Raw genomic sequence first — 25,928 nt, 5'->3', positions numbered from 1 at the left:
TATTTACAGAGAGAAAAAACAGTATTACTTAATTAAAAAAACAAATATTATGGGACCTGGACAATTAGGCGTATTAGCCGGAATAATAATCCCCCTCAGCTTATTCGCGATGATCTTCGGCATCGTTTACTTAAACAAACGGGAGAAATTAGCAATGATAGAACGAAACATGGATCCGAGGAGTTATAAACCACAGTCGGCTCCTTACCAAAATTTAAAATGGGGCTTGCTGCTCATTGGCTCAGGTATAGGTTTATTTTTAGCCTATGTTTTAAACCGTGGCATATTCAATAGTTTTGATGATGATGTTTTCTTTTTATACGTTTCATTGATCGCTATTTTTGGAGGGGCCGGCTTGTTTTTATCATACCGAATCGAAAAAAGAGAAGTGCTGGATAAAGAAGAATTGTACAAAGAAAAATAAGAAAATAGCTACGGTTTTTCTTCTACCCCCGCAAATCGCGGAACTCAGGCTTACGAAGTTCTTTAAACTTCGTAAGCCTTTATCTTTAACCGTCTTGCCGTCTTTCTCCCTGAAAAGAAGGATCTTGCCACTTGCTACTACGTGCTATATAATGTGATATCTACCCTATCCCGTACCGCTCTTTAAATAAAATTAAGTGATGGCGCTCATGCCCGGCCAGCATAAATACAAATGCTGCAACAGTAAACAAATGGTTGCTGGCAATGCCGTTACGATTTAACTGCTCATCGCTGAATGCTTTAATCATATAGAGGTTTGCCTGGCGCAATGCACGGAACTCTTCGGCAAGGTCTTTTATATTCTGACGGTTGAAATCGGTATTGTTAACATAAATATCCTGATCAAAACCCGGTAATTCGATATGATTGCGCGAAAACACGAGGGCACGATAGGCAAAGGTACGTTCGGTATCTATCATATGGCCCAATGCCTGCTTAACCGTCCATTTACCGGGTGCATAGGTATACAGTCCCTGCTCGTCGGTTAAATTACTGAATAGCTGGTAACTGCTGTCCATTTGCTGTTCAAGCATGTTAATTACATCATTGTCGCCAACAAGGCCCACATATCCCGCTGCAAATGGCGAATAATCACCTGGTTTTGGTTTTGTTATCATTGCGCGTGTTTTTTAATACTATCCTGAAGGTTGTTCCTTTACCTATTTCCGAATCTTTCACAAAGATCTGCCCATTATGGTAATTCTCTATTATACGTTTGGTGAGCGACAAGCCCAATCCCCAGCCGCGTTTACGGGTGGTATACCCGGGTTGGAAAACGGTATCAAATTTAGAACGGGAGATGCCTTTGCCGGTATCTGTGACATCAATAAAAATCTGGTTTTTAACTTTATTGCCGCTAATCTCAACCTTAATGCTTCCCTTACCCTCAATGGCATTAACGGCATTCTTCAGCAAATTTTCCAATACCCAGTCAAACAGGGGGATATTAAGCCCGGCCCTAAGGTGAGGATTACCTGTCATTTCAAAACTGATGTTTTTGCTAACACGTACCTTGAAGTAATCAACAAAATCTTTCACCACGGCATAAACTCCGTGCTCGTCCAATACCGGTTTGGAGCCAATCTTTGAAAAACGATCGGCCACAATTTCAAGGCGCTTTACGTCATTCTCCATTTCGGCCACCAACACATCGTCTTCGGCATTAAATTTCTCCTTCATCAGCTCAATCCATGCAATAAGCGATGATATAGGCGTACCCAACTGATGAGCAGTTTCTTTGGCCAAACCAACCCAAACCTGGTCCTGCTCTGATTTACGTGATGAACTGAAGGCTGTATACGCCATCAATAAAAATATAGCAATTACCGTGAGCTGCACATAAGGGAATAAACGCAGCTGTGTAAGCAGCGCCGAATCTTTATAGTAAACATAATTATCCTCGTCCAAAACTTTAAACTTTATGGGCGCATGCTGGCCTTTCATGTATTGCAGTTCTTCCTTAAAATAGGTGGGGTCGTATTTCTTCTTTTTATTATTTTCAGCTTCAAGCTTAATGAATGTTTTGGTGGTATCCAGTCCGCGCTGCAAAATGATATCGCCCTTTTCATCGGTAATAATTGCAGGCACCGTTAAACTGTCACGTACGGCATATACATAGTTAAAAAAGTCGTCATCGTCTGAGTTTAGTAACTGCCTCATACTCATTGCCCAAACCTGCGCGCGGGTACGCTCAGATTTTGAAATGTTACGTACCAGGTAACTGGTGTAAAATAATGAACCGCTGGCAATTACTACTGCAAAGGCAAGGAGTAAATATTTCCAACGTTTTTTCTGTTGATATGGATTCATGCTGGGCACAGCCCAAATAACGTAAAATTGCTTTGTAAAATATAATTTTTGTTGGGGAGAGATTGTCCATAGCCCATAGTCGATAGTCCATGGTATGTTTCAAGTATCACCATGGACTATCGACCATCGACTAATAACCATAGCCACCCTTAAATAATACTATGAACTATCGACTATGGACTATGGACTATGGACTTTCCCTCTTATCTTTGCCACCATCATGACCGATAAAAAAGTAAGAGTCCGTTTTGCGCCGAGTCCTACAGGTGGTTTACACCTTGGTGGCGTACGCACCGTGTTGTTCAACTATTTATTCGCCAAAAAGCATGGAGGCGATTTTGTTTTACGAATTGAAGATACCGACCAAACCCGCTACGTGGAAGGTGCCGAAGAATATATTTTAGACTGCCTTAAATGGTGCGGTCTTCAGGCCGACGAAAGCCCGGTTGCCGGCGGCCCTTACGCGCCATATCGCCAAAGCGAGCGTAAACCACTTTACCGCGAATATGCCGAACGCCTGGTTATGGAAGGGCATGCTTATTATGCCTTTGATACCGCCGAAGAGCTGGACAAAAACCGGAAGGAGATCCCCAATTTTCAGTACGGCCTGGCCTATCGCCATACCTTAAGAAACTCGCTTTCATTGCCTCAGCACGAGGTTGATGCTTTGCTTGATGCAGGTACGCCGCATGTGATCCGCATTAAAATGCCGGAGGGTGAAAACGTAAGTTTCAATGATATGATTCGCGGATATGTGAGCTTTGAAACCGGCCTGGTTGATGATAAAGTGTTATTAAAAGCCGATGGCATGCCTACTTACCATCTGGCCGTTGTGGTTGATGATTACCTGATGAAGATCACGCATGCTTTTCGCGGCGAAGAGTGGCTGCCTTCGGCCCCGGTACATTTGCTGCTTTGGGAATACCTGGGCTGGAAGGCTGAGATGCCCCAATGGGCACACCTGCCGCTGATTTTGAAACCGGATGGCCATGGCAAGCTGAGCAAACGCGACGGCGCCCGACTGGGTTTCCCGGTGTATGCCATGAACTGGTTTGATGCAAAAACAGGCGAGTTGACGCCTGGTTTCCGTGAATTAGGTTTTTTACCGGAAGCTTTCCTGAACCTGCTGGCAACTTTGGGCTGGAACGACGGTACCGAGCAGGAGATTTTTACGCTTGACGAGCTGATCGAAAAATTCTCGATAGAACGTGTCAATAAATCGGGCGCCAAGTTTGATTTTGAAAAAGCCAAATGGTTCAATGCCGAGTGGATTAAGAAGTCTGAAGTCGAAAGTCTGAAGTCAGATGTTATAAAAGTATTTGCTGATAGTGGTGTTACTGTTAGCGCTAATGAATACCTGACTAAGGTTATCACTTTAATCAAAGATCGCGTTGTATTACTTCCTGATTTTTACCAGCAGGCAGGTTTCTTTTTTGAGCAACCTAAGGAGTATGACCTTAACGCGGTAAAACCTAAATGGACTGATGCCAAAACAGCGTTTTATCACGCGTTCATTGCTTTGCTAACTAACGAAGCAGCTATTGAAGCACATGGCCTTGAAGCTAAGTTCAAAGCCCTTGCCGAAGAAAAAGGCCTGAAAGTGGGTGATGTGATGCTGCCATTCCGAATTATGCTGGTAGGTGGTAAGTTTGGTCCGCACGTATTTGATATTGTTGCCCTGCTTGGTAAAGAAGAAACGATCAGCAGGATAGAAAAGGCGCTTGTGGAGTTTGCCCCCCCCGCCCCCTAAAGGGGGAGCTTACTTACGCCGGCTCTTTCGGGTCGGGAGCATTAAGAATTTATGTCGAGTAACCATCAGGGAAGCCTTGAAAAAAAAACGTGATGACATGAAGAATATATTTTAGCGGAGTTGCGTGTGGGCCGCGTTAGGATTGCAGTGTAAAGCCCGGAGCGCGTAGAGGGGTTGCGGGCCGGGAAGGCGAGGACTTGCAACGGAAAGCCCGGGCCGCAGGCAACGCCCATGTTATAAAATTCATCAAAAATCATACTTAATAATCAATAACTTACGATAACGTCATTATAAAGAACGAAGCAATCCCAAACTGTACAGGGTGGCCCTGCTAATCGGGGATTGCTTCGTGCAATGACGTAATAAAAAGGTCGTCATGCTGAGGTCCTCGAAGCATGGTGGGTAGGGCCTTTACGCGCGAGTCTTCGACATGCTCAGACTGACAACCCTCCGCTCGATGTCGTATACCTCTGATGACGCTTTTATACCACCAACTTCACCAGCTTCTCCCCTTCCAAAACAGGAATGGCGGCTGTCAAATCAACCTGTAAGCAAAACTCGATATCTTTTTCGATGCCTAATTTTTTCAGGCGTTCGCCGTGAGATGTTTTCTTGAGATACCCGTTGATATCGTTTTTGCCAACCTGGAAAAGATCATTGGCAGCTATCGCGGCATCGTCCAGTGCAAATCCTTTATCTTTTAACTGCTCAATTAAGGCGCCGGCAAACAGGGTATCCTCCAAATTGAAATTGTTTTTCCAGCCGGCGCACACCAGCAGCACATTTTCGTATTGCCTATCAAGCCAGTTGCTTAAGGCAGTAAGGTTCAGGAACGAACCGATAACAATTTTTCTTGCGCTGCGCGATAAATGCAGCGCATGTGTGCCGTTAGTAGTGGTTAACACTATTGTTTTACCGGCTACTTTTTCTTTAGTGTAAGAAAATGGCGAGTTGCCAAAATCAAACCCTTCCACTACCGATCCGTCGCGCTCGGCCGCAAGAAGGTAATCCAGCCCTTTCTCTCTATACGCGGCACATTCCTCAACTTGTGATACCGGTATAATAGCCTCAGCACCGTTTTCAATACCATAACAAATAGATGATGTTGCCCTGAAAATATCAATAACCACTACAATGTAGTCTTCCACATTAAAAAGCGGCAGTAATGCAGGGGTTAGGCAAACGTGTGCCCCCCGGCCCCCTGAAGGGGGAGTTTGTATAGTTGTATTTTCAGACATTTTTTAATTTAAATTAATGAATTATAACAAAGAGATAAAAAGCTGGGGCTGCGCGATTCCCCTCTTCAGAGGGGTGCAGGGGTGTGTTAATATGCACCAATAAACGATGTACAACACACCCCTGCAACCGCTCTTTCCTCCGCGCCCCCTCTCGAGAGGGGAGTTTGAAAGCGTTCCTCCATTCAGGGGTTAGGGGCCCTATTTATAAAACGGTGGTTTTACAATCTGCGCCTTAATTTTATTGTCCCTGATGCTGATATAGATCTCGGTACCTTCTTTGGCGAAAGCGGTATCTACATAGCCCATACCAATAGCTTTTTGCAAGGATGGCGATTGAGTGCCCGAGGTTACTTTACCTATAGTATTGCCATCCGCATCAACAATAACATAATCATGACGGGGGATGCCGCGGTCTATCATTTCAAAACCTACCAGCTTGCGGCTCACACCAGCTTGTTTTTGGGCTTGCAGGGCTTCGGCGTTGGTAAATTCTTTATTGAATTTGGTTACCCAACCTAAACCGGCTTCAAGCGGTGAGGTGTTATCATCAATGTCGTTACCGTAAAGGCAGAAACCCATCTCCAAACGTAAGGTATCACGTGCGCCTAAACCAATTGGCTTAATACCGAATGGTTCGCCGGCTTTGAAAATGGCGTTCCAGATCTGCTCCGCATATTGGTTTTCAAAATAGATCTCAAAACCGCCCGCACCTGTATAGCCTGTAGCTGATATTAGCACATTATCAACACCCGCAAAAGTTCCTTTTTTAAAGGTGTAGTATTCCATCGATACCAGGTCAACCTCAGTTAGGCTTTGCAAGGCTTCGGCAGCTTTAGGGCCCTGGATAGCCAATAGTGACGTACGATCAGATATGTTTTTCATATCAACACCATTGGTATTATATTTTGAGATCCAATCCCAGTCTTTTTCAATGTTTGAGGCATTAACCACCAGCATGTAGGTTTTCTCGTCGATACGGTAAACCAGCAGATCGTCAACAATACCACCATTTTCATTGGGCAGGCATGAGTACTGCACTTTGCCATCGTATAATTTTGAGGCATCGTTACTGGTTACCCGCTGAATCAGGTCAAGCGCGTTCTCTCCTTTTAAAATGAATTCGCCCATGTGGCTTACGTCAAAAACACCAACAGCCTTGCGCACGGTTTCGTGTTCGGCGTTAATACCGGTGTATTGAACGGGCATATTGTAACCGGCAAATGGAACCATTTTGGCACCGGTTTTTACGTGGATATCGGTTAATGCGGTATTCTTCATTGTCAACTTAAATATTGGCCGCAAAGGTAACTATTATGAAGCGTAATCGGTACCGTTGATTGGTTTTGATTTTTTGGGGATTACACCGATTGATTTTTGATTTCACCGATTACACTGATTTGTGTTCCCTCAGGGTCTCTCGCAGATTTAAGTTTACCCACAAAACTTGCCGCTTAAACAGCAAGGCGTTGTGTTTTGGACCTCCGGGGCAAAGGATATTCTATCACTTTACGAGCTACAACCCTTTTGCACCTCTGGTGCACCTATCCATCAGCAATTAATATATGTTTATTAAATTGTAAAATCCCCCGGGAGGGGAAAAGGTTTGTAGAAATAACGTCACACCCCTTACCTGAGCCCCGGAGGGGTTCAACTTATGAAAATCACCCCAATTTGACTATTGATTTGATGTCCCCCTCAGCGTCTCTCGCAGAGGGCCCTGAGGGTTGCGGCGTTCAAGAGTTAGAACAACGAACTTGCATGGCGTATACATCAGGATCCTCTGTGAGAGACCCTGATGGGACGAATATTGAAAACATAAAGCCAGTTAAACTTAATGTGGTTTAACCGGCTTTATTTTAAAGTGAAAATACTTTATACTTTTTTAATGGTTTCCATCAACACCGGGATCTTAGGTACTTTGGGATAAGTTTGAAATAATTTGCCATACTTATCATAAATGGCGATGTATGGAGTTGTTTGTACACTATAAAATTTCTGTACCAGGTAGGTGTAGCCTTCGGTGCCGATAGTAATGTTATGGTATTTAGCCAGATCAAAATCGCGCTGGAAAGTTTGGATCCCTTTAAGCATCGGCATAAAGGTGATCATCACTATCTGCACATTTTTTAATTTGGGCAGCTCAGGTTTCAGATCATACATCAGGTGCTGGCAATGGCTGCAATCGGGCGAAAAATAGATCACCATTACCGGTTTGTTCTTTTTCAGGTTGGCAGGAGTAACGTAAACACTGTCTGTAGTGAGGATGTGATATGGCGGCAAGCCGGAATTAGCAGGCGGTGTTTGTGCCTGGCTGCACCCGGCGGCAATAATCAGACAAAGCAGTAAATACAGTTTCTTCATTATATTAATTAGCATTTAATAAGCATAGTTACAACATTTTTAGCTTTCAAGCAATTCAATTTGCCAGGCGATGTGTTCTTCAGTTACCGGGAATAACGCATTTTCGCGCACGGTATGATACACGGCATCAAATATGCCATTATAATTACCTTTGGGTGACTTTATCCACTCCACGGTCTTTTGCCCGTCGGCACCCATAAGCACCAGTTTACCGTCGCTGCCTTCGGGCTCGATGCCAAAACCTTCATCGGTTGGCATCATATCGGCATCAAGCTGCGCTTCCTGTACATCGGTACGCATTTTAACAAAGCTGCCTAATGTGCCATGCACCACAAAGCCGTAAGTATGCTCGGCAATGAGCAACCCCGAGGTTAGGTATACATTAAGCTGATTAGGATATTTAAGGTGGATATTGAAATAATCATCAACCTGCGAGTTTGGCCTGAATACAGCGGTGGTTTTTTCATAGCTCAACGGCCTGCCGAAAATACTGATGGCATTATCAACCAAATGGGCGCCAAGGTCATAGGTAAGGCCGCCGCCCGGAACGCCCGCCGTTTCCTTGAATTGTTTTGCACCGATGGCCATGCGGTACCTGTCCAGCCTGAAATGAACCTCGATCAACTCACCTAACCTGCCGCTTTCAATCACCTCCTTTACCGAAAGGAAACCGCTGTCATACCGGCGGTTTTGATAGATCATCACTTTCAAATCAAGCTTTTTACCCAGATCATACAGCGCTTTCACCTCGCTTGAGGTTACAGCTGCGGGCTTCTCAATCAGTACATGTTTACCGGCATTTAGAGCTTGTACAGCATAATCAAAGTGGGTGTTGTTAGGGGTATTAACGATGATGAGCTCTATTTCATCGTCGTTAAGCAGTTGGTCGATGCTATCATAACTCATCACATCCGGGTATTTTTTGCCGGCTTTTTTTTCATGGCGCTCAACCAGGGCCTTAAAAGTAAAGCCCGGATTGGTAGTTAAAAACGGGGCATGAAAAATCCTGCCCGACATTCCATAGGCCATGAGGCCGGTTACTATTGGTTTCGACATATTAAAATAGATTTTGCTGTGTTAAAAGTATCGTTTTAGCCACACCTGTACAAGGGAATTAAACAGAAAAAGGGAGATTGTTACATCTCCCTTTTTCTGTCTTGAATTAATCAATAGCTGATTACTTCATGCCTTTTTGAATAGCTTCAATTTCGGCTAAATGGTGTTGGATAACAGGTAATGTTTTAGCTGCAAAGGCTTTAAGGTCGGCATCTTTGCAATTTTTTGAAGCATCTTCAAACAGTGATTCAACTTTTTTATGGCCTTTAACCATGGCATCAACGTAGTCCTTGTCAAAATCAGCGCCTGATTTGGCTGCCAGGTCGGCTTTCATTTTCTGATGCTCATCATCAGGTGCCGATGGCAGGGTAATGTTTTTAGTTTTGGCTATGGCCATTAGTTCGTCGTTTGCTTTGCTGTGGTCAGTAACCATCATTTTAGCAAAATCTTTTACTTTGGCATTGGTTGCCTTTTCGCTGGCCAACTGGCCAACAGCAACTTCGGCTAAGCCGGCATTGGCCGCTTCAGTTGCAAATTTTGCATCATCGGCGGTAACGGCAATGCCTGTAGCACCGGTGGTAGTTGTGTCTTTTACTTTGTTGGCACTGTCGGCAGTGTCAGTTGTTGCAGCTGCTGTGCTGTCGCCGCTGCCGCTTTTTGCTCCGCCATTACAGGCCTGGAATGATAATGCCGCCAGGGCCATCATTGCAATTAAACTTAACTTTTTCATAGTAGTGTTTATGTATTTGTTTTTACAGTTAACATTTTTTAGTTAATTAAGTTTGATTTTCTTATTTGTAAAATAAAAACCAGAAAGTGATGGGGGTGCTATTTATTAATATTTAGTTTTTAATAAATATTTAACATTTGTTTAAAAGCACTTTTATAAGTTGTGGTTTATAATAACGCGACTAAATTATACCTGATATGTTAATAGGATCATTGTTTTTGGGCAAAGTGCATGAGGTTAACGGGCAGTGGATAGAGACCAAATTTGTGGTTATTGGCATTCCGTTGTTCCCAACCAGCTCCATGCTGGTAACCCGGTCGGCCTGGCGAAGCCGCAACGGGTTTAATATTCCGCTCAACCATCAAAGCATCATTGCCGGCTATGCGCGCATGCTTTCGGTGATCATAGCCTTTATTGCTTTCATCTTCTTTTTTAGCGAAAGGGATTCAACCGCTTTGTTAATCGGGGCCATTGGCCTGGCCTTGTGGTTGTATTTTTATTTTGTATTTGGCAGCGCCGATACTGCAGAAGCAGAAGAGCGCAAAAAAATGGGCGACTTAACCGGCTTGTATATCAAGCCCGAGTGGCTTGATCATGACGATGCCTACAGGATCTATGAACGTCTCGAAAAAAAATATCGTACGGAGTTTGACGGAGCCGACTGGCTCACTGATCTGCAGCAAAACGAAATAGCGCCGGCCAAATTGCCGCTGCTGTATGCACTTTCGCGATTCAATTATTCGTTAGGTGCCACCGAATGCAATAAAAAATTGTTTGAAAAGGCGGATAGCTTATACTTGTGATACAGACTTTTGCGTTTATTTGCTTAAACCTTATTTACCATGAAAAACCTGATCATCGCTTTGTTGCTTTTATCATCAGCCACTGCATCTGCGCAGCAAAAGCTTAACCCTGTTTTGAAGAGGCAGCTTGATAGTGTGCTGGTTCTTGATCAGAAATATCGGGAGACATTAACCTACTTAATGGATCCCAATAAAAAAGATTCGTTGTTAAAAACATTACCGGTGAAACCTGAAGCAGCTATCGGTTATTATTGGAAACTCCAAAGCCAGGCCGATTCAACTAACCTCCTTTTTATTGAAGGTGTATTTGCAAAATACGGCTATCCCGGCAAATCGCTTGTTGGCGAACCAACCAATGAGGCAGCCTGGTACGTGATCCAGCACTCACCTAAAATAAATCAGTACATGCCCCTCATGAAAACCGCTGCCGAAAACAAAGAACTGCCTTTCAGGTTGTACGCCATGATGCTCGACAGGCAGCTGATGTATGAAGGTAAAGAGCAAATCTACGGTTCGCAGGCTACATCTAAGCCATTGCGCAACGGTCAAAAAGTTGGCTATTATGTTTGGCCGATAAAAGACGCGGCAGGTGTAAATGAACGCCGTAAGCAAGCCGGTTTTGATCAAACTGTTGAACAGAACGCTAAAAGGTTGGGCTTTGATTACAAGGTTGTGAAAATTGAGGATGTGAAGTGGTAGCCATGATTTAATAAATAGAACTGCTCAATTGAACCCCAATTTGCGTTAGGGATTGAAGCGGATACCGGCCCACGAGCATAATGCCTGCAGGCGTATGAGCGGAAAGCCAGGCCGGAGGCATCGCCCATATCTGAACCATGATTTTTAGGATTTTGGGATTGTTAGGATTTTTATGTCAATTTTTAAACCGGCATAGTAAAAATCGCAATGCTCTTTCCCTGTGCTTGGCTACAGGGAAAGAGCATTTAAAATAATTCGCTCTTTATTACTAATCTCATGCTGAAAAATTTCAACACAAATGCTTTGCAAGCGCTCCACAATTAATCGAATTACACGAATCTTAAATTGATTCAATTCGTGTAATTCGATTAATACGTAAAAATTAGTGTGAAAAATTTTCATTTATTGTTTTTCAATTCGTATGTGGTTAAAAGCAGTTTCCCTGTGCTTGGCTTTATATATTTATCCTATCAAAAAGTTTACACCCTGCATTCCCCCGCATCATATAAAAACATAACTTTGCCCCTGCAAAATTTAATACCATGAGTTTCAGAACCGAACACGATACCATGGGCGAGGTACAGGTACCTGCCGACAAATACTGGGGAGCACAAACCGAACGCTCACGCAACAATTTTAAAATTGGTCCGGAAGCATCAATGCCAAAGGAAATTATCGACGCTTTCGCGTACCTGAAAAAGGCTGCCGCTTTTACCAATACCGATTTAGGTGTTTTACCGGCCGAAAAACGCGACCTGATTGCACAGGTGTGCGATGAGATCCTGGCAGGCAAACTTGCTTCGGAGTTTCCGCTGGTGATCTGGCAAACAGGCTCGGGCACGCAATCAAACATGAACGTGAACGAGGTTGTTGCTAACCGTGCACACGTATTACAAGGCAATAAACTGGGCGAAGGCAAAACCTTTATTCACCCTAATGATGACGTGAATAAATCACAATCATCAAACGATACTTACCCAACAGCTATGCACATCGCGGCATACAAGATCCTGATTGATGTAACTATCCCGGGCATCGAGAAACTGCGCGATACCTTGCAGGCTAAGGTTGAAGCTTTCAAATCAGTAGTAAAAATCGGTCGTACCCATTTAATGGATGCTACCCCGCTTACTTTAGGCCAGGAGTTTTCAGGCTATGTATCGCAATTGAACCACGGCTTAAAAGCATTGCGCAATACGCTTGATCACCTTTCAGAACTTGCCCTTGGCGGTACCGCTGTAGGTACAGGCATTAACACACCTAAAGGTTATGATGTAAAAGTTGCTGAGTACATTGCTCAGTTTACCGGCTTGCCATTCATCACAGCCGAAAATAAATTTGAAGCCCTTGCCGCTCACGATGCCATTGTAGAAAGTCATGGCGCTTTGAAACAGATCGCGGTTTCATTAATGAAGATTGCTAATGATATCAGGATGCTGGCTTCCGGTCCGCGTTCGGGCATTGGGGAGATTCACATTCCGGATAATGAGCCGGGTTCATCTATTATGCCGGGTAAAGTTAACCCAACCCAAAACGAAGCTGTTACCATGGTAGCTGCACAGGTTATGGGTAATGATGTGGCTATCTCAATCGGTGGTTCAAACGGCCATTACGAGCTGAATGTATTTAAACCGGTTATGGCGGCAAACTTCCTGCAATCGGCAAGGTTAATTGGTGATGCCTGCGTGTCGTTCAATGATCATTGCGCTGTAGGCATTGAGCCTAATTATGATGGCATCAAAAAACACCTTGAAAACTCGTTAATGCTGGTAACTGCGCTTAACCCGCACATCGGCTACGAAAACGCGGCAAAAATTGCTAAAACAGCACTTAAAAACGGCAGTTCACTGCGCGAAGCTGCTATTGGTTTAGGCTTACTAACCAACGAACAGTTTGACGAGTGGGTTCGCCCCGAAAATATGATAGGCAATTTGAAATAAGCCTCACCCCAAACCCCTCTCCGGATGGAGAGGGGCTTTTTTATTTTTCGCTTATGCAAAAACGCTATAGCTTTCGCTTTTTATCTTTCTGCTTTAAGCCTTTCGCTTTGGGCTTTCCGCTTTTAGCTTTTAGCTTAAAAAAAGTCTTTCGCCTCATAGCTTTCAGCCTTCTGCTTTCAGCTTTCAGCTCTTGTACCATGAACCCGGATAAGCAAACACCCGGTGAGGGCTATTTACAGGGAGAGTGGAAACAGGACTCAATACCTGCGCAAAAAAGCCTGGTAACCTATTCGCTATATGATATTAAATTCAGCTGTGATTCATTTCTTTTGAAGATCAGTACCGTTAGCAAGGTTAACTACGGAGCTGATACCTGTATGAGCAAAGGCCACTGGGATGAGTATATCCGGGGAACTTATTCGCAAAGGCAGGACACCCTGCATATCAAAGGGCAGTTTTGTAATGCCGATGGCTCGTATAAAAATGAACAGGGCTGTTTCAGGTTTGGCGATTATGAAGAATATTTTAAGGTTCATAAGCAAGGCGATTCGCTGATCAGGTTTATAAGCACATCCAACGTAATACCTATTAACGCACATTTAATAAAAAGAACGAGCTGCATTCCAAAACCATTGTAATGAAAACACAAACCTTAAAAAAACTTTTATTGCTGGTGGCGATATTTTATATCCCACTGCAAAGCATGGCCTGGGGCACTAATGGTCACCGCATTTGCGGGCAGATAGCCGATAGCTACCTAACACCAAAAGCCCGCAAAGCTATTCAAGCTATTTTGGGTAATGAGTCGATAGCCATCACCAGCAACTGGGCCGATTTTATTAAATCAGACCCAACTTACAATTACCTGTATAACTGGCATTTTATCAACCTGGAAAAAGCTTACAGCTATCCGGACCTGCAGGCTTATTTAAAGGCCGACACGATTACCGATGCCTATACCAAGATGAATTTCCTGGTGGCCGAACTTAAAAAGAAAACTACTACCAAAACCAACAAGCTGCTTTACCTGCGCATGCTGATCCATATTGTTGAGGATGTGCACCAGCCGCTGCACACCGGTCACCTGAGTGATAAGGGAGGTAACGATGTAAAGGTACAATGGTTTGGTAAAGACAGCAACCTGCACTCGGTTTGGGACAGCGAGCTGATTGACCTTCAGCAATTAAGCTACACCGAGTATACCGCGATGATAAACCACACAACAGCCGCTCAGCGCACCGAATTACAAAAAGCGCCAATGAGCCAGTGGATATACGAAAGCAACCAGATGGCTGATAAGCTATACGCCGAAACTAAAACCGGTGATAAACTTGGTTACAAATACAACTTTAATCATATAGCTACCCTTAATCAGCAAATGGTTAAAGCCGGCGTACGTTTGGCCGGTTTGCTGAACCAGATATTTGGATAATTTTTGAGTGAGTGGTTTATTGGGTTGATTAGGTGAGCGGTTGCATACCGGTCGATTTTCAACATGAGAAACCACTCACCTAATCCAACCACTCACCCAATCAACTAAACAATGAAAATACTAATGGTATGCCTTGGCAATATCTGCCGTTCGCCCCTGGCAGAGGGGGTTATGCAGCACCTGGCAGATGAAAATGGACTCGGCTGGGATGTTGATTCGGCGGGTACCGGGAGATGGCATGTTGGCGAAGCGCCCGACAGACGTTCAATCCGCGCAGCACGGAACCATGGCATTGATATCAGCAAACAGATTTGCCGCCAGTTTAAGCGCACAGACTTTGACGAGTTCGACCATATTTTTGTGATGGACCGCAATAACCTGAGCGATGTGCTTGACATGGCCCGCAACGAAGAACAGGCTGCTAAAGTAAAGCTTCTGTTAGGTGATAAGGTTGTCCCCGATCCATATTATGACGATAACCAGTTTGAACTTGTTTTTGAGCTGATCGAAAACGGGTGTAGGGATATTATAAAGGATTTGAGGTAAATCTGATTTTGTCATCCTGAGTGATTTAAAGCCGTAGGCTCTGAAAGGGAAATAACAAGAGAGGTCCTCTGAGCCTGTCGAAGACTCGTGCGGAGAGGCCTGCCCGCCATACTTCGACGAGCTCAGTATAACACCCCTTTTAAGTTGTCAAGGGTAGGCACGAAAGATCTTCTTCACAATGCATCGCGATTTTGCCGGGCGGAAAAGATGTTTCACTCCGTTCAACATGACAAAAGGTTATTTACCTATCCTAAAAAACGGCACATCTTCCCCATACCAAAACACAATCCCTTCCCATACAAAGCCAGCTTTAATCAGCACCCTTTGTGATGCCGCATTTTGAGGATGGGTAACGGCGCAAATCTCTTTTAGCCCTATATTCTTTAAACCATAACTGATCAGTGCTTCGGCCAGTTCGGTAGCTATACCGTGGCCCCAGTATTTAAGGTGCAGGCGGTAGCCCAGTTCAATGCGGCTCTTGTCATAATCACTTGGCTTGAGGGCGCAAACGCCAATAAAATCATTATCGGCAATATTGAAAATCCCCCATCTCCCCAGTCCCGATCCATTTTGGTATTCCTTCAGCGTATCTTTGAAAACCTGTTTACTCTCCTGAGGAGTACGTTTCTTTACATATTGGGTAAGGCGGTCATCGGCGTCTATAAGGGCAGAAAGTTCTTCATCTTCGGCTGTAAATTCACGGATCAGCAAGCGTGGTGTTTGAGTGATAATATTCATAGGTTTTCAAAAATATATTTTTGAATTGATTGTACAGGTAAGTTGAGTGTCATTAAAGGGTGACCAGATTTATTTTGACCCTTTAACAATAGCTCAATTATGCTAAAACCCTCATTTACCGTTAAATTTTTATACCTTGCATAATTTACTTATAAGATATAGTGACTTTCCAGGATTTTAATTTTAACGAGCAATTATTTGAAGGTGTAGAAAGCATGGGCTTCGTAAACCCAACACCCATACAATCTATGGCCATCCCGGCCATTATGGAAGGGCGCGACCTGATTGCCTGCGCTCAAACCGGTACCGGTAAAACCGGCGCTTACCTGCTGCCTGTTTTAAACAGCATCAGCAAAACAAATAAACACCATACCAGTGCCCTCATACTTGCCCCAACCCGCGAGCTTGCCCAACAAATAGATCAGCAGGTTGAAGGCCTTGCCTATTTTACCGGCATCAGCTCTATTGCTGTTTTTGGCGGCGGCGACGGCATTGTTTACGAACAACAGCGCCGAGGCATTCAAAATAATGTAAATATTATTGTAGCTACGCCAGGCAGACTGATAGCCCACCTTACATCAGGCGTACTGAAGCTTAACCACCTTACCCATTTGGTACTTGATGAGGCCGACCGGATGCTGGACATGGGTTTTTCGGATGATATCATGAAGATCATCAGTTATCTGCCTAAGGAGAGGCAAACGCTGTTATTTTCGGCCACCATGCCGGGGCGCATCCGTTCATTGGCCAAGGCTATTTTGAAAGATCCGGAGCAGATCAATATCGCTATTTCGCAACCGGCTGTAGGGATCGATCAGCAGGTTTACCGGGTGCATGATCAGCAAAAAACGCCGCTGGTACAGCATATCCTTAAAGATTCGGCATTTACAAGCATCATCATCTTCGCTTCGCGCAAAGAAATTGTTAAAGCATTATACAAAGAGCTTAAAGCCATCAAGATCAACGCCATGTCGTTCCATTCCGATCTGGAACAGAAGGAGCGTGAAGAGATCCTGCTTAAGTTCAAAAACAAGCAATTACCGGTTATCATCGGTACCGACGCCCTTTCGCGCGGTATCGACGTAGAGGGTATCGACCTGGTGATTAACTACGATGTTCCCGGCGATCCGGAAGATTATATCCACCGTATCGGTCGTACGGCCCGCGCAGCCACCACCGGTACCGCTATCACTTTTGTTAACCACCGCGACGAGCGCAAGCTTAAAAACATTGAAAAACTGATTGAAAAGCCTATCAAGCTTATGGCGCTGCCGGATGAACTGGCCACGATACAACCCCTGAAGCCCGAACCGGCACAAGGTGATGCTAAAAAGAAACCTAATCGCCGCTGGGGAAGAAAGAAGCCGAAACAGCAGAATACCGGTAACTAAAAGAGTTTTCAGGAATATCATTCTGGTTTAGATTTAATTAAATCGAATAAATTCGTGTCTCATTACTAAAACGTTTTATCTATTTTAATATCTTAGACCAAAAATCTCTTTCCCAATGATCATTCCTAAAAAACTGGTTTTACTGGCAGCATTAGGTGTGGCACTTTCCACATCTGATAACAACGCTTTAGCGCAGGAGAAAAAAACATCCGGCAATCCAATTGTTCAAGGCTGGTATGCCGATCCGGAAGCTAAGATCTTCAATAAACAATACTGGGTTTATCCTACCTATTCGGCTAAATATAACGACCAGGTATTTATGGATGCCTTTTCATCTCCCGATCTGGTTAACTGGACTAAGCATCCCCGCATTATCGATACTGCCGCTGTAAAGTGGGCTAAACGTGCCATGTGGGCCCCCGCTGTAACCGAAAAAGACGGTAAATACTATATCTTTTTTGGCGCTAACGATATTCAGAACAACAACGAAGTTGGCGGTATAGGTGTTGCCGTTGGCGATAAACCTGAAGGCCCGTTCAAAGACCTTTTGGGCAAACCGCTTATCGGGCAGATCATCAACAAAGCCCAACCTATAGATCAGTTTGTTTTTAAAGATGACGATGGTCAGTATTATATGATCTACGGCGGCTGGGGCCAATGTAATATCGTAAAGCTAAAAAACGACTTTACAGGTATCGAGCCGTTTAAAGACGGAGAAACCTATAAACTGATCACCCCCAAAGATTATGTTGAAGGCCCGGTGATGTTTAAACGCAAAGGCAAATATTATTTTATGTGGAGCGAAGGCGGCTGGACCGGCCCGGATTACCGCGTAGCTTATGCCATCGGCGATTCGCCGTTTGGTCCTTTTAACCGTATCGGGACAATATTAAAACAGGACCCGAATATTGCTACAGGAGCAGGCCACCATTCGGTGATCCAGGTGCCGGGTAAGGACGAATGGTATATTGTTTACCACCGCCGCCCCTTAACCGAAACTGATGGCAACCACCGCGTTACCTGCATCGATAAGATGTACTTTGACAAGGATGGCAGGATCCTGCCGGTAAAAATCACCAATGAAGGTGTAACGGCAAGGAAGATTAAATAGCCCCTACCCCCCTAAGAGGGAGTTTGCAATGCATATGATCGTTGGCAAAACTTACGAAGTTTCAAAAACTTCGTAAGTTTCCTCCGCCATTGTGGTTTCAGCGTTGATATTGTCCTTGCTAATTTGCACATCTGAAATCTTTTCATTTGCCATCGTGTATTTCCCCTAAAAGGGTGAGCATGATAATCCCTGATATTTAGTATCTTAAGCCGTTTTTTTGACTGACATTATTCCTTTATCATTATGACGCGATCAATTTTTCGGGCATTAGTAATTTTACTTGCCCTTACTGGCAGCAACCGCTGTTTCGGACAAACCGCCGAAAACCTGCCCACCGATTATTTAAGCAAAGAGTTTCATGCCGGAAGACGCCAGGCGCTCCGCAACCTGATGCCCGCCAATTCGGTAGCGGTGATCTTCTCGTACCCTGAGCAGGTGTTTTCAAATGATGTTAACTATGTATACCATCCTAATCCCGACCTGTATTATTTTTCGGGATATAAAGAGCCCAACTCGGTGTTGTTGGTATTTAAAGAGATGCAGGCTGTGGGCGACAGCAGCTATAACGAGGTGCTATTTGTACGTCACCGGGATGCCGGTCGTGAGCAATGGACAGGCAGGCGTTTAGGCGTTGAGGGCGCTAAATCGCAGCTTGGTTTTAAGCGGGCTTACAACAGCGAGGATTTCGCGAAATTCCCCGTTGATTTTAAAAAGTTTGCCAATGTGTATTATGACGTGCTCCCCGAGGATGTTACCGGAGATGGATCGACCGGGGAGTTAAAAAAACTTGTTGCATCATTTAAAACTAAAGCGGGCATAGCGGAAACCAGCAGGCAGGTTATTGGTGATCTTAATATGATAGCAAGAATGGCCACTCCTCAAAACATTGGCCGCTTCATGGCTTATTTTAAAGATAAATTTGGAGATGAGGACCATAAAAATAACCCCATTATTCAGCAATTAGTAGCCAAACCTGATTCTGTTACACTTGCAGATGTTAAGGCAAAAATTGCAGCAGCTTATGGAGACAATACCGGCTTTGCTGAATTTACCGGCAGGCTTCGTGGCGTAAAAACACCGGAAGAGCTGGCGGTATTAAAAAAGGCTGTGGAGATTTCAAGCCTCGCGCATTTGGAGGTAATGAAGTCGGTTAAACCGGCCATGAGTGAGCGCGAGGTTGAAGGGATCATGACCTATGTACACAAAAGATATGGTGCCGAAGACGAAGGCTATCCGCCGATTGTAGGCGCAGGCGCAAATGGCTGTATCCTGCATTATGAAGAAAACTCGGCCACAAAAATCAATAACCAGTTGCTGCTGATGGATGTTGGCGCGGAATACCACGGATATTCTGCCGATGTTACCCGTACCGTACCGGCTAATGGCAAATTTACCGAGGAGCAAAAAGCTATTTACCAATTGGTATACGATGCGCAGGAAGAGATTTTTAAATTGTGTAAAGCGGGAGTTCCTTATGCAAGCCTTGAACAAAAATCGGTAGAAGTATTATCCGCCGGATTAATTAAGCTTGGTATTATTAAGGACGCTTCAGAAGTACGTAAATATTATCCGCATGGCTGCTCGCACCATTTAGGGCTCGATGTGCATGACAAAGGCGGTCGCGGTAATTTGGAAGAGAATTGGGTGATTACCGTTGAGCCGGGCATTTATATCCCTGCCGGCAGCCCCTGTGATAAAAAATGGTGGAACATAGGGGTACGTATTGAAGATGACGTGCAAATAGGTAAAGACAGCGGTACTATCCTGTCCATAGATGCGCCGCGTAAATGGCAGGATGTTGAAAAGGCAGCAACTGAGAAAAGTATTTTTGAAGCAGCTAAATTTCCGGAATTGAAATAGAAAAACCGCCGCCGCTCGGCTGGAGCCAGGCGGCGGTGGTGGGGTTAACAGGGTTAACACAATTCCGAATATTTAAATATAAATATCTAATAATAAACTACATATAAAAAACAGGGGTTACACATCTTCGCAAACGCCCGGCCCCTGCCCATAGCCGTTAACTTAAGAAGTTAATTCAGCGTAAACGCATCAAACTCCCCTCTCGAGAGGGGGCGCGTTGGAAAAGAGCGGGAGCAGGGGTGTGTTATACAAGCGATAAGTCGCACGTAGAGTGATACACCCCTCCACCCCTCTCAAGAGGGGAATCGCACTTCCCCTCGCTTTTTAGGCGTTTTTCTCCTTAAGTTAACGGCTATGGGCTGGAGCCGAGTGGCGGCGACCTTTTTCTGACTTGCAAACTGCAAACCCAAAACTGCAAACTGAAACTACGGATTCAGATTATTACTTCCTCCCTCAGCCACATTACTTCCCCGCCCTTTCGGATCAAAAGCGCGGAATTTTATAACGCCACCATTGTAATTAACCGGGCCTGTATAAACCTTACTCCCAACATCAGGATCTTTACCATTGGTTGTATACCGTATAGTCAACCCTGGAAACTCTACATTACTAAAATATTTACCATCCTGCAGGCTGATCCCTGGCTTAGGCACACGGTAATCATAGCCACCGTTATAATAAGACAGGCGGGGCAGTTCACGTTTACCTAACACATTCAGGAAATTTGACCAGGCCGCCTGGTATGCCTCTTTACTTTTTACAGGGTCTTTTTCGGTGGCCCATGCCGGGTCGTGCGCCCAGGCACGTTCGGCCAGGCCAAGCAGCTTCGGAAATATCATGTAATCCATTCTTTCCGGGCCTTTCACTGTTTCGGCCCACAGCGCGCCCTGCAAGCCCACGATATTGCTTTTACCATAATCAGTAAGGCGTTGTTTGCCTATGAAAATGTTCCTGTTTATCGGGTTGCCTTGCTTATCAACGTCGGCATTTTTAAAATAATCATAGGGGATAAACGAGAAAAATTTATCAATGCCTAAAAACGCGCCCCAGTAATAACCAGGCTCGTCAAATGATTTGTAATTGGCCATATCAAAATACAGGTTGGTAACGCAGGTTAACACCACCTTGTAACCACCATTAGCCAAACGGTAGGCCAGATCTTCCTGCCCTCCGCCTAATACGTTGTTCCAAACATCAACCTGTAAGTGTTCTTTGGTAAAATCCGGATTGGGTACGTAAGCCGGCTGACCGTCGAGGGTTGTTTTACGAAGCGCCATTTCTTCCCAACCCGAAAGGCGGATACCTTTTGCTTTTAAGATCTCATTAACACGACCGTAGAAATAATACCAAAGATCATTGGTGCTTTGTATTTCGGGATGTGCAGCTTTAAGCGCCGCATAAGCCGGTGATTTTTCCCATACATTGGCAGGTACTTCATCACCACCGAAATGAATGGTTGATAACGGCGCGCCTGCTTCTTTATAAGTACTGATGAGGTCATTAACCACAGTCTCCACAAAGTTATAGGTTGAAGGGAGCGATACATCGATCACATTATCGTTCCAGTACTGTACCGAGCGATACTCAGATTTATCATTGGGATCATACAGCAAATATTTTTCAGCTTCGGCCTTTTTACCTTCGGCCATCAGTCGGTCATACCGTGCATTCATTGCTTTAATAGCTCCGCGGGCGTGCCCTGGTGTTTCAATTTCAGGTACTACGGTAATATGGCGGTCGTTGGCATATTTCAGGATCTCGATATAATCGGCCTTAGTATAATAACCGCTGCCGAAAGGATTGTTAACTTCCGGACCAGAGCCGTGCGACGGTGGCAGGTGGTGTTTGCTATCAAGTGTATGGCCCCTCTTTGAGCCAACAGAAGTAAGCTCCGGCAGCGATGGGATCTCTATTCTCCAGCCCTCGTCATCTGTTAAATGCAGGTGCAATACATTAAGCTTGTACAGGCTCATCGCTTCCAGCAGTTTCAACACCTGTTGTTTTGATTGAAAGTTACGGGCTACATCCAGCATTACGGCACGGTATCCAAAACGGGGCGCATCGGCAACTTCCACACAGGGAATTTGTACCGAAGACGGTGTTTTAGCTAAAGCGCCCGCCGGGATCAAGCTTTTGAATGACTGGATGCCATAATAGATGCCGGCATTTGCAGATGCGCGGATAACCACGGCAGCTGGTTTTACACTTAGCTCGTAAGCTTCATTGCCCAAACCGGCTTTGTATTCAAATGAAATAACTTTACCCGGTTTTCCTGTTTCCTTTTTTCCGAAGATGCCGGCAATATAATTACTTAGAACCGCTGCTTCTTTGCTGAACCGCGTATCGGCCGACGAAACCTGAACACCAGCAGCGAACGAAAAACTGCCGCTGCCCGGGCTATAACTAACCGGTGTAGGGAAAACTTTTACCAATTGATCAGCAGGAATATCGGTAACTGTTTTATTCCTGTCATAAACAATTTCGGGGGTTATTAAGCCCTGGTAAGTTGGTTTATATGGGGTAATATCATATGAGCCGAAAGAATAGCCTTTTTCAGGGGCGTTATCCCAAACCAGGTATGGCCCTTCAGGCGCATCGGTTATGTTTACCACAGGGTCATCGCACACAAATTCAATGCGGGAAGTTTCGCCGGGTTTCAGGTCTTTGAAGCCGGATGTGGGGGTTATGCTGTATAAGTCGCCGTTAACCTGTTCAATCAGGGCGTTATTGCTAACGGCCGTTTTGGTAAAACCACGCCCGGAATTAAAGTAGATCTTCCATCCCCCTGCAGGCAAAACCTCATGACTTTTATTGGCAATCACCAGTGCGGTGAGGGCTTGGTTTTTATTTTGATAGTTATTATCCATTACCTGCCAGGTGAGGTGCAGGTTGGTTACGTTCGGTTTTTTATCATCATTAATTTTAAAACCGCTGCATACAAAAACCGCGGCGATAACCACCAGCGTAAAAATTTTGTTCATAATTGACCCTGTGCCTGGGAGATAGCAGACAGGTAAATATATTACTTTTTAAATTATTTTAATAAGTAATTTTAAGAAGTCTTTAGTCTAAAGTACTAAATCTTAAACAAGCATTTATCTGTCGCGGGTTTAGCGTAGCGTACCCCGTGATTGGCATGATTGAAGCTTCCAGCTCCACTTATTTTACTTAAGCTGGAAGCTTCAGTAATGGTTCACCACAGGTTACGCTATCGCTAAACCTGCGGCAGTATTTTACAACGAAAACTTAATCCACCCCTCACCCTCATATCCGAATATAAATTGTTTAGGGCGGATAATTTCAGCCAGGATCTCAATAGAATCTACAATCCTCGGGCCGGGACGATTGAAATATTGGTTGCCATCGGCAATATAAAACCTGTCGTTTTTTACCGCTTTGAGGGATGCAAAACCCGGGTGGTCCAGAAGGAGGTTGATCTCCCGCATGGTACGTTCAATGCTGAACCCGCAAGGCATCACCACAATAATTTCCGGGTCCTGCTGTAGGATCTCATCCCACTCAATATAAGGCGAGTGCTTACCTTCCTGTGCCAAAACGGGCGTTCCGCCTGCTATTTCTACCAGGCCAGGAACCCAGTTGCCGGAAATCATTAAAGGTTCAAGCCACTCAATGCAGGCAACCGTAGGTTTACTGTCGATAAACTTCAGTTTGTGCTTGATGATATCAACGCGCTCCTGCAAACTCTCGATTAATTCGGCACCGGCTTGCTGTGCATTTAGCCCGTTGGCAACGTTGGCAATGTCATTAAAAATATCATCGAGGCTATTGGGTTGCAGTGATATAATTTGAGCTTGTTTATCCAGGTAGTTTTCAAGCGCTTCTTCAACATCTTTTAATGATACCGCACAAACCTCGCACTGGGCCTGGGTTACTACCACATCCGGCGCAAGGGTTTTAATTTGTTCGCGCTTTACGCTATAAACCGATAGCGCATCGGCCAGGATCTCTTTCACTTTTACATCAATATCGCCACTGCTCAAACCATCCGGAAAATTAGCTTCGGTACATATGGGTAATTCTTTAACAGATGCCGGAAAATCGCATTCGTGCGAACGGCCCGCTAAATTCTCTTCAAGTCCTAAAGCACAAATTATTTCGGTAGCGGCCGGTAGTAACGAAACTATTTTTTTTGTTGGCATGTTAACAAGTTAAAGTTTGCAAATGTAAGAATTATAGATGTGCAAATTTTAAATGTGCAGATATGCAAATTGAGGAATTAGAGTGGTGGAATTATTGCAGCTTTCATCTGCAAATTTAAAATCTGCACATCCGCAAATCTGAAGTTTGCCAACTCCAATTAACAACCTATCTTTGCTGCGATGATATTTTTAACATTCTTCATCGGGATCATAGCCAACTTTATAGGCTATATTCCCCCTGGCAACATAAACCTAACTTTAGTACAGATTACCATAAACCGTGGAATAAAAGAGGCTATACGCTTTATAACCGCTTTTTCGGCTGTTGAATTTTTCTTTACCTATTTCATTATGCATGCTGCCCGCTGGCTTTCAGGGCAGTTGCAACTCAATACAGTTATCGACTGGATAATGGTAGTGTTGTTCGGCGTTATGGGATACATCACCTGGATTCATCGTAATAAGCCTCCTAAAGCCAATTATTCAGAGCATGCCAGTATCAAATATGGTATTTTATTAGGCTTTTTAAACCCTATGCAGGTACCCTTCTGGATGGTGACCGGCACCTACCTTATTACGCATGAATGGATCCTCGACGGCCGGGTAGCCCTCGTTATTTTTAGCATGGGCTCGGCAGCAGGCGCTTTTTTGTGCCTGTTTATCTACGCCAAATTTGCCAGGTATATACAGCAACGATTTGCGCTAAGTACCAGGCTTATCAATACCAGCATAGCTATTTTATTTTTCGCTTTCGCGATGTATCATATTGTGAAACAGGTTTATCTGTCGTTTTTCAAGCATTAAAACCTTGATTTTCTTGATTTAAGGGTTGCCCGATATCGATCGATACCAAATTCAAGGTAATCCTCAAATCAAGCACATCAGGGTTCAGAAATCAAGGTTTAAAACATCTACTTTATCCCGGGCAAGCTGCACTTTTAACTCTTCGAGGGATGAAAATTTGACATCGCCACGGATGTAATGGTGAAACTCCATACGGATAGCTTGATTATAGATCTCTTCGTTAAAATCAAAGATATTTACCTCGATGTTGCGTGTAAGACCATTAACCGTAGGGCGGCTGCCGATGTAGGCCATCCCCTTATACTTCTGATCGGCTATAATTACTGTTACCGCAAAAATGCCATCGCATGGAATAAGCTTATATTTTTCTTCAACCACGATATTGGCTGTCGGATAACCAAGCTGGCGACCGATCTGATCGCCGCGGACAACCTTTCCCGTAATAAAGAAAGGATAGCCTAAAAAGGCATTAGCCAAGTGAATATCGCCGCTTAACAGGGCGTTACGAATGCGGGTTGAGCTGATGGCTACCTCGTTGATGTCCTGTTCGGGAATTTCTACCACATCAAAGCCATACACAGGGCTAAGGCGCTGCAGGTCTTCAAAGCCGCCCTGCCTGTCTTTACCGAAGCGGTGGTCATAGCCGATTACTATTTTTTTTGTACCAATTTTATTAACCAGCACATCGCGGATATAGCTCTCGGCAGATTGATTGGAAAAATCCCTTGAAAAAGGGGTTATAATGAGATGGTCAACCCCGAGGCGTTCCATTAGTTCGGCCTTTTCGGCAATGGTGGTTATCAGTTTTATGCTCTCATCCTCCGGGTGCAGGATCATGCGCGGGTGCGGAAAAAAAGTAAGGATCACCGTTTCGCCTCCTGTGCTTTCGGCCAGTTCCTTAATTCCTGATATAATTTTACGGTGGCCTATGTGTACCCCATCAAATGTACCGATGGTGACTACTGCATTGTTTACCGCTGTAAATTCGTCAATATTATTGTAAACCCTCATTATATG

23 protein-coding genes are annotated in these 25,928 nt (G+C 44.4%); 12 read left to right on the top strand and 11 right to left on the bottom strand.

Going from position 1 to position 25,928, the window contains the following annotated elements:
- The first annotated feature begins 49 nt into the window (after positions 1 to 49).
- Positions 50 to 424, top strand: coding sequence for a DUF6249 domain-containing protein (locus MusilaSJ_RS17645; protein WP_274986202.1), 375 nt, complete (start codon positions 50 to 52; stop codon positions 422 to 424).
- Between the two features lie 160 nt (positions 425 to 584).
- Here MusilaSJ_RS17645 and MusilaSJ_RS17640 read toward each other — a convergent pair whose 3' ends face one another.
- Both MusilaSJ_RS17640 and MusilaSJ_RS17635 read right to left on the bottom strand, forming a co-directional pair.
- Positions 585 to 1,100 carry a DinB family protein gene (locus MusilaSJ_RS17640; RefSeq protein WP_274986201.1) on the bottom strand — a complete coding sequence of 172 codons (516 nt, stop codon included), beginning with the start codon at positions 1,098 to 1,100 and terminating at the stop codon, positions 585 to 587.
- Positions 1,075 to 2,292, bottom strand: a complete 1,218-nt coding sequence (locus tag MusilaSJ_RS17635; RefSeq protein WP_274986200.1) for a sensor histidine kinase — start codon at positions 2,290 to 2,292, stop codon at positions 1,075 to 1,077. Before MusilaSJ_RS17635 ends, MusilaSJ_RS17640 begins: the two co-directional genes overlap by 26 nt.
- Positions 2,293 to 2,467: 175 nt before the next feature.
- Here MusilaSJ_RS17635 and gltX point away from each other — a divergent pair, with 175 nt between their 5' ends.
- Positions 2,468 to 4,042, top strand: a complete 1,575-nt coding sequence (gltX, locus tag MusilaSJ_RS17630; protein WP_274986199.1) for a glutamate--tRNA ligase — start codon at positions 2,468 to 2,470, stop codon at positions 4,040 to 4,042.
- A gap of 482 nt (positions 4,043 to 4,524) precedes the next feature.
- Here gltX and MusilaSJ_RS17625 read toward each other — a convergent pair whose 3' ends face one another.
- From MusilaSJ_RS17625 to MusilaSJ_RS17605, 5 genes are all read right to left on the bottom strand, one after another.
- Positions 4,525 to 5,280, bottom strand: a complete 756-nt coding sequence (locus MusilaSJ_RS17625) for a 2-phosphosulfolactate phosphatase (protein ID WP_274986198.1) — start codon at positions 5,278 to 5,280, stop codon at positions 4,525 to 4,527.
- Between the two features lie 198 nt (positions 5,281 to 5,478).
- Positions 5,479 to 6,558, bottom strand: a complete 1,080-nt coding sequence (gcvT, locus tag MusilaSJ_RS17620; RefSeq protein ID WP_274986197.1) for a glycine cleavage system aminomethyltransferase GcvT — start codon at positions 6,556 to 6,558, stop codon at positions 5,479 to 5,481.
- A 594-nt stretch (positions 6,559 to 7,152) separates the two neighbouring features.
- Entirely contained in the window at positions 7,153 to 7,641 is a 489-nt protein-coding gene (locus MusilaSJ_RS17615) for a TlpA family protein disulfide reductase (RefSeq protein WP_167516314.1), read from the bottom strand.
- Positions 7,642 to 7,680: 39 nt separating this feature from the next.
- Entirely contained in the window at positions 7,681 to 8,697 is a 1,017-nt protein-coding gene (locus tag MusilaSJ_RS17610) for a Gfo/Idh/MocA family oxidoreductase (RefSeq protein WP_274986196.1), read from the bottom strand.
- Between the two features lie 121 nt (positions 8,698 to 8,818).
- Positions 8,819 to 9,427: a DUF4142 domain-containing protein gene (locus tag MusilaSJ_RS17605; protein WP_274986195.1), complete on the bottom strand. Its 609-nt coding sequence runs from the start codon at positions 9,425 to 9,427 to the stop codon at positions 8,819 to 8,821.
- A 197-nt stretch (positions 9,428 to 9,624) separates the two neighbouring features.
- On the opposite strand from MusilaSJ_RS17605, the gene MusilaSJ_RS17600 reads away from it, so the two are divergent.
- From MusilaSJ_RS17600 to MusilaSJ_RS17575, 6 genes are all read left to right on the top strand, one after another.
- A complete protein-coding gene (locus tag MusilaSJ_RS17600) occupies positions 9,625 to 10,230 on the top strand; it encodes a hypothetical protein (RefSeq protein ID WP_274986194.1) in 606 nt (201 codons plus the stop codon).
- A gap of 39 nt (positions 10,231 to 10,269) precedes the next feature.
- A complete protein-coding gene (locus MusilaSJ_RS17595) occupies positions 10,270 to 10,929 on the top strand; it encodes a DUF6624 domain-containing protein (RefSeq protein ID WP_274986193.1) in 660 nt (219 codons plus the stop codon).
- A 542-nt stretch (positions 10,930 to 11,471) separates the two neighbouring features.
- Positions 11,472 to 12,869: a class II fumarate hydratase gene (gene fumC, locus MusilaSJ_RS17590; RefSeq protein WP_274986192.1), complete on the top strand. Its 1,398-nt coding sequence runs from the start codon at positions 11,472 to 11,474 to the stop codon at positions 12,867 to 12,869.
- A gap of 53 nt (positions 12,870 to 12,922) precedes the next feature.
- Positions 12,923 to 13,507 carry a fumarate hydratase gene (locus MusilaSJ_RS17585; RefSeq protein ID WP_274986191.1) on the top strand — a complete coding sequence of 195 codons (585 nt, stop codon included), beginning with the start codon at positions 12,923 to 12,925 and terminating at the stop codon, positions 13,505 to 13,507.
- Positions 13,507 to 14,301 carry a S1/P1 nuclease gene (locus MusilaSJ_RS17580; RefSeq protein ID WP_274986190.1) on the top strand — a complete coding sequence of 265 codons (795 nt, stop codon included), beginning with the start codon at positions 13,507 to 13,509 and terminating at the stop codon, positions 14,299 to 14,301. Before MusilaSJ_RS17585 ends, MusilaSJ_RS17580 begins: the two co-directional genes overlap by 1 nt.
- Before the next feature lie 111 nt (positions 14,302 to 14,412).
- Entirely contained in the window at positions 14,413 to 14,847 is a 435-nt protein-coding gene (locus tag MusilaSJ_RS17575; protein ID WP_274986189.1) for a low molecular weight protein-tyrosine-phosphatase, read from the top strand.
- A gap of 237 nt (positions 14,848 to 15,084) precedes the next feature.
- Here MusilaSJ_RS17575 and MusilaSJ_RS17570 read toward each other — a convergent pair whose 3' ends face one another.
- Positions 15,085 to 15,585 carry a GNAT family N-acetyltransferase gene (locus tag MusilaSJ_RS17570; RefSeq protein ID WP_274986188.1) on the bottom strand — a complete coding sequence of 167 codons (501 nt, stop codon included), beginning with the start codon at positions 15,583 to 15,585 and terminating at the stop codon, positions 15,085 to 15,087.
- Between the two features lie 161 nt (positions 15,586 to 15,746).
- Here MusilaSJ_RS17570 and MusilaSJ_RS17565 point away from each other — a divergent pair, with 161 nt between their 5' ends.
- From MusilaSJ_RS17565 to MusilaSJ_RS17555, 3 genes are all read left to right on the top strand, one after another.
- Entirely contained in the window at positions 15,747 to 16,976 is a 1,230-nt protein-coding gene (locus MusilaSJ_RS17565; protein WP_274986187.1) for a DEAD/DEAH box helicase, read from the top strand.
- A 115-nt stretch (positions 16,977 to 17,091) separates the two neighbouring features.
- Entirely contained in the window at positions 17,092 to 18,087 is a 996-nt protein-coding gene (locus MusilaSJ_RS17560; protein ID WP_274986186.1) for a glycoside hydrolase family 43 protein, read from the top strand.
- Positions 18,088 to 18,330: 243 nt separating this feature from the next.
- Positions 18,331 to 19,947, top strand: coding sequence for an aminopeptidase P family protein (locus tag MusilaSJ_RS17555; RefSeq protein WP_274986185.1), 1,617 nt, complete (start codon positions 18,331 to 18,333; stop codon positions 19,945 to 19,947).
- Positions 19,948 to 20,372: 425 nt separating this feature from the next.
- On the opposite strand, the gene MusilaSJ_RS17550 is transcribed toward MusilaSJ_RS17555, so the two are convergent.
- A complete protein-coding gene (locus MusilaSJ_RS17550; RefSeq protein ID WP_274986184.1) occupies positions 20,373 to 22,928 on the bottom strand; it encodes a family 20 glycosylhydrolase in 2,556 nt (851 codons plus the stop codon).
- A gap of 252 nt (positions 22,929 to 23,180) precedes the next feature.
- On the bottom strand, positions 23,181 to 24,107 hold the full coding sequence (locus tag MusilaSJ_RS17545) for a cobalamin-binding protein (RefSeq protein WP_274986183.1): 927 nt from the start codon (positions 24,105 to 24,107) through the stop codon (positions 23,181 to 23,183).
- Positions 24,108 to 24,287: 180 nt separating this feature from the next.
- On the opposite strand from MusilaSJ_RS17545, the gene MusilaSJ_RS17540 reads away from it, so the two are divergent.
- Positions 24,288 to 24,911, top strand: a complete 624-nt coding sequence (locus MusilaSJ_RS17540) for a LysE family transporter (RefSeq protein ID WP_274986182.1) — start codon at positions 24,288 to 24,290, stop codon at positions 24,909 to 24,911.
- Between the two features lie 84 nt (positions 24,912 to 24,995).
- Here the strand turns inward: MusilaSJ_RS17540 and MusilaSJ_RS17535 are convergent, their stop codons facing one another.
- Entirely contained in the window at positions 24,996 to 25,922 is a 927-nt protein-coding gene (locus MusilaSJ_RS17535) for a bifunctional riboflavin kinase/FAD synthetase (protein WP_274986181.1), read from the bottom strand.
- Positions 25,923 to 25,928: the final 6 nt, after the last annotated feature.

This window comes from Mucilaginibacter sp. SJ, assembly GCF_028993635.1.
In the GTDB taxonomy this organism is placed as follows: Bacteria; Bacteroidota; Bacteroidia; order Sphingobacteriales; family Sphingobacteriaceae; genus Mucilaginibacter.
The sequence above is the reverse complement of the archived record's forward strand: the minus strand, read 5'-3'. Positions and strand labels throughout refer to the sequence as shown.